Raw genomic sequence first — 4,963 nt, forward strand, 5'->3', positions numbered from 1 at the left:
GACAGGGGTGGATGCGCTCGCGCAGGTGCGCGGCGGAAGTGGCGAGGGCTTGAATGTCGGCGTCCGTGTGGACGGTCTCTGCCTTCTGGGTCACGTCGAGCAGCCCGTCCGCCAGGTCCTGGCGTCCGCGCGTGCGCAGCCCTTCCGCGACGGCGGTGGCGGTGGCGTGCGAAGGCAGGCCCGCGAGCGGCGCCAGCTGCTGCGTGAGGCCGCGCGTGATGAGCCCCGCGGCGAAGCCGTGGTGCTGGCCCTCGCGGTACAGGCGGCTCATGGCGAAGAGGGCGTCCGTGGCGCCCACGCGCATGGACTCGGGCGGAGGGAGCGGGCGGCCGAAGCGCTTCAGCGCGCCCGCCCACAGCACGACGCCCAGGAGCAGCTGCGCGACGGCGAAGTGCAGGCCATAGCGGCGCGCGAAGTCCACGAGCGAGCGCTCGTTGGTGAAGCCGTGGTGGAACTCGTCGAAGGCGAAGGGGCCGGGGCCCAGGGCCTCCAGCGCGCTCAGCCAGAACTGCGCGTTGTCCGCCCGCGCGAGCGCCGGGTTCATCGCGAGCTCGGGGGCGCCCACCACCAGCACCCGGCCCAGGCCCGCGTGAATCACCGCCGCCACGGGGAAGCCCAGGCGCTCATCCTCCAGCACCGTGACGGCGCCCTCCGGCAGCCGGAGGTAGGCCTGCACCTTCGCCTCCACGCGCTCCACGCCCAGCGTGTACGGCGTGGGCAGCGAGGGCACCAGCGTGCGCATGGGCAGCGTCACGTCCGCCTTGTCCAGCTTCACGCCCAGCTCATCCAGGAGCGCGTTCTCCCTCGAACCCCAGGGCACGTACACGAGCGAGGCGCCGGCGCGGACATGGGACAGCACGCGCTCCACCTCTTTGTCTTCCAGCTGCTGCGCCCGCAGGGCGTTGAAGCCCTGGTGCGGCGCCGACTCGTCGTCCACGCCCGCGTCCGGATCCGAGGCGAGCCGCGTCTGATCCGGATCCTCCTCGCGCGAGTCCTGGACCTCCACCGCGAGCAGCACCAGCGCCTCATGCCCGGTGAGCAGGCTCAGGTCCGTCATGTTGCGCGTCACCGGCAGGCCGCTCTCCTGCGCGAGCAGGTACAGGGCACGCGCGCCGTCCGGCTCCGCGCGGAAGGTGGACAGCGGATCCGCGAAGCCGCCGCGCTGGGCGCCGCGCACCAGGAACGTCCCGAGCACGCCCGCGAGCAGCAGGGCTCCCAGCACGAGCAGCGGGAAACGGTCACGCACCGGCGGCCTCCTGCGCGGGCGGCGCGGCGAGCAGCGGGGCGGTGATGGCGCGGAACTCCGTGTAGCCGTCAGCGCCCACGGGCACGTTGCCGTACCACGCGAAGTCGAAGCGGCGCGTCAGCTCGCGGAACGGGGCCTTCACCTCCGGACGCCCCCGGAACGCGCGCAGGTAGTCCCAGTTGGACAGCGTCTCGTCGTAGTGGATGGCGCCGTCGCGGTGCAGGCGCGACAGGAGCGCGAGGTACAGGTTGCGCACCGCCTGGCGGTACTCCCCCTTCGCGGCCAGCGCGTCGGCCAGGTGCGCCCAGCCTTCCGGCGGACGCGACAGCGCGTGGTCCGGGTTGCCCGCGAGCGCCGCGGCGTCCACGGTGCTCACCTCCAGCGCCGGGCCCGAGGCCTCACGCTTGCGCCGCAGCACGCTCACGACCACCACCCCCAGCACCGCCAGCGTCAGCGCGACCAGCATCACGACGAGCACGTTCGCCGCCGCGCCGTCGCTCACGGGGAGGGCCGTCTCCCGCGACTGGGGCTGTGGGTTGTTGCGCTTGAAGAAGTCCCTGAGCCACTCGCCCAGCTTGTCGATGAAGCGGCGCCACCAGCTCGACTCCGGAGGGACCTCTTCCTCCTTGGGGTCGGCCGGGGCCTTCTCCTGGCGCTCCTGGAACTCCGGCCGCGCGAGGATGGCCCGCGCCCGGTCCGTGGCCGCACGGGCGTCCGCTCTCGCCTGGGCCTCGGCCGTGGCCGACACCTGCGCGAGCCCGTTCTCCAGCGCCACCGCCGCCGTCTCGCAGTCCTCGTCGTCGTAGGCCAGTTGCTCCAGGTGGCGCACGAAGCGCTCGAGCTTGACCGTCTCGCGCGCGTTCAACGCATCGAAGTCCTTGAGCGCCGTGCCCTCCACCTGTTCGGGCAGCTCGCACTCCGTCGCGACCTTCTCCAGCCGGGCGCGCAGCGCCTTGCGGTCCACGGGCGTGGAGGCCTCCGGCGCGGCTTGCACCGGAGCAGGGGCCGCGAGGAGCAGCCCCGTGGCCAGCAGCAACGCCGCGGCCACGCCCTTGGATGCGAGCCCCCCACGCTGCGTGCCGCGCTCCGGGAGCTGCTGCACGGCGGCCAGCAGGTCCAGGCCTTCCTGCCGCACGCGTCCGTCCACCAGCAGCAGCGTGGCGGTCGCCGCGCGCAGGGGCTCGAAGAGGGCGAACGTCGTCGCGGCGAGGAACACGAGCCACGGCGGGTTGTCCAACGACGCGAACCGCTCCGCGAACGTCAGGTCGATGCCCACGAGCCGCCGCCCGAGGTACAGCAGGAAGTTGAGCCCCACGTGCAGGTTGAGGAACACCAGCACCTGTACGCTCATCAGCCAGCGCACCGCGGTGGCCGTCCCGCGCGACGGGCCGAGCAGCCGCGAGCCCACCGCGTACAGCTTCAGCGGGCTGCCCCGGCCCTGCATCGTCGCCGCGTAGCCCACGCCCTGCGCGGAGAGGAGGAACAGCGCGATGCCCAGCGAGAACGTCAACGACAGCACGTTGAAGAACGCCAGGTACGCCACGGCGATGAACAGGCTGGGCAGCCGCCCCAGCGCCGCGCGCAGGGACTGGCGCACGGACGGCTCCGCCTTCGCGCCCAAGAGCAGCTCCTGCACGTAGTGGCACGCCGCGCCCTGGCCCACGCCCCGCAGGAACCACGCGAGCGTCACGTACAGCGCGGGCAGGGTGGGGGAGCGCCCATGATCCACGGCGTCCAACAGGTGCAGCAGCGCCGCCACCACCGCCGCGCCACCCGGCAGCGTGAGCGCCCACACGCCCGCGTCGCGCGCGCACAGGCGCAGCGCCGCGTCCATCAAGGCCACCGGACCCCGGGGGCGCAGTTCCAATGCGGAGACGGCCATCGCGCTAGCCCACCGCGCGCGCGGCCAGCAGGACGCCGCCCCACACGAGCACGACGCCCACGAGCGCCAGCACCACGTGCGCCACGCTCCACTCGCGCCGGGGGGGCGGCCCCTCCAGCGCCTTGCGGCGCGTGTCGAGGCAGCTGGCGCAGCGGTTGATGCCCTCGAACTGCGTGGTGCACTCGCGGCAGATGACGCGCCGGCACTCCACGCAGACGCCCAGGCCCGCGCGGTCCGGGTGGTAGTGGCAGCGGCCCGAGCCCTGAATCATGCGCTCACCTTACGCAATCCAGGGCTCGCCACACCACCCCCGCGCGGGCGGGCACGGCCTACATCTCGTCGAAGAACTCGTCGTTGTAGGTGTACCGGCCGAGCCGTTTGACGAGCGCCTCCATGGCCTCCACCGGCTTCACGGCGAAGAGCATCTGCCGCAGCTTCTTCACCTTCTCGTACTCGCGCAGGGTGAAGAGCTTCTCCTCCTTGCGCGTGCCGGACTGGGCGATGTTGATGGCCGGGAAGACGCGCTTCTCCGCGAGCAGGCGGTCCAGGGTGACCTCGGAGTTACCCGTGCCCTTGAACTCCTCGAAAATCACCTCGTCCATGCGGCTGCCGGTGTCGATGAGCGCCGTGCCGATGATGGTGAGCGAGCCCGCTTCTTCCGTCGCGCGCGCGGCGCCGAAGATGCGCTTGGGGCGCTCCAGGGCGCGGCTGTCCACGCCGCCCGTCATGGTGCGGCCGGAGCTGTCGACTTCCTTGTTGTAGGCGCGCGCCAGGCGGGTGATGGAGTCCAGGAGGATGACCACGTCCTTGCCGGACTCCACCAGCCGGCGGGCGCGCTCCAGCGCGAGCTCCGCGACCTTGAGGTGGTCGCCCGTGGGCCGGTCGGAGCTGGAGGCGATGACCTCCGCCTTGATGCTCCGGCGCATGTCCGTCACTTCTTCCGGGCGCTCGTCGATGAGCACCACCATGACGTGGCACTCCGGGTGGTTCTGGATGACGGCCTGCGCGATGCGCTGGAGCATGATCGTCTTGCCCGTCTTGGGCGGGGCGACGATGAGCGCGCGCTGACCCTTGCCGATGGGCGCGATGAGGTCCAACACGCGCGTGACCATCTCCTTGTGGCCGTTCTCCAGCTTCAGCCGCTCGGTGGGGTCCACGGAGGTGAGGTCCGCGAAGTGCGGCAGCCGGGGCGCGCCCTCCAGCGGGCGGCCGTCCACCGTGTCCACCTTCTGGATGACGCCCTTGTGGCCGCGCATCTGCGCGAACGCGGTGAGGTACTGGCCCTGCCGCAGGCGCAGCTTCTGCACCAGGTTCTTCGGAAGCTCCGGGTCGTCCGGCGACGCCAGCAGGTTGCGCTTCACCTGACGCAGGAACGCATTGGGGCCCTTGGCCTCCGTGTCCAGCACGCCCTCCACGGGCGCCAGGTTCTGCTGCGGCGCGCCCTGGGCGTGTCCGCCGCCGCGCTGCTGCTGCTGATGGCGTGGGTGCTCATGCCGCGGCTGCGGCTGCGGCTGCCCGCCGTCCTGCGGGCGGCTCTCCTGGCCCTGCGGCTGGCCGCCGCCCTGGGGCTGCTGCTGTTGCTGCTGCGCCTGGCGCTGGCGGTACTGCTCCAGCTCCTGCGGCGTCAGGAAGACCTGCACCTGCTGGCCGTCCGGACCCGCCTGCATGCGGTAGGCCTGGCCCTCCGGGGTGAAGTGCACCTGCGCGCCACGGCGGCGGCGACGGCGGCGGCGGCGGCGGCCTCCCTGGCCCGCGGGGCCTCCGGGTCCGCCGTTCTGGGCGGCGCCTCCAGCGGAGGCATCGCCCTCGTCGGGGCCCTCGTCGCCCTCGTCGTC

4 protein-coding genes are annotated in these 4,963 nt (G+C 72.7%); all 4 read right to left on the reverse strand.

The window, feature by feature from the left end; all coding sequences use genetic code 11:
- Positions 1 to 1,246, reverse strand: a 1,246-nt coding sequence (locus D7W82_RS38385) for a DUF4350 domain-containing protein (protein WP_120622999.1), incomplete at its 3' end; no start/stop codon positions are given.
- The gene (locus D7W82_RS38390) at positions 1,239 to 3,128 is read right to left on the reverse strand and encodes a DUF4129 domain-containing protein (RefSeq protein WP_120623000.1); all 1,890 of its coding nucleotides are present in this window, start codon (positions 3,126 to 3,128) and stop codon (positions 1,239 to 1,241) included. The genes D7W82_RS38390 and D7W82_RS38385, both read right to left, overlap by 8 nt.
- A gap of 4 nt (positions 3,129 to 3,132) precedes the next feature.
- On the reverse strand, positions 3,133 to 3,399 hold the full coding sequence (locus tag D7W82_RS38395) for a hypothetical protein (RefSeq protein ID WP_120623001.1): 267 nt from the start codon (positions 3,397 to 3,399) through the stop codon (positions 3,133 to 3,135).
- Positions 3,400 to 3,457: 58 nt separating this feature from the next.
- Positions 3,458 to 4,963 (reverse strand): transcription termination factor Rho (gene rho / locus D7W82_RS38400; RefSeq protein WP_120623002.1); only part of this gene is annotated, 1,506 nt, incomplete at its 5' end.

The sequence above is a fragment of the Corallococcus sp. CA049B genome, assembly GCF_003611685.1.
In the GTDB taxonomy this organism is placed as follows: Bacteria; Myxococcota; Myxococcia; order Myxococcales; family Myxococcaceae; genus Corallococcus; species Corallococcus coralloides.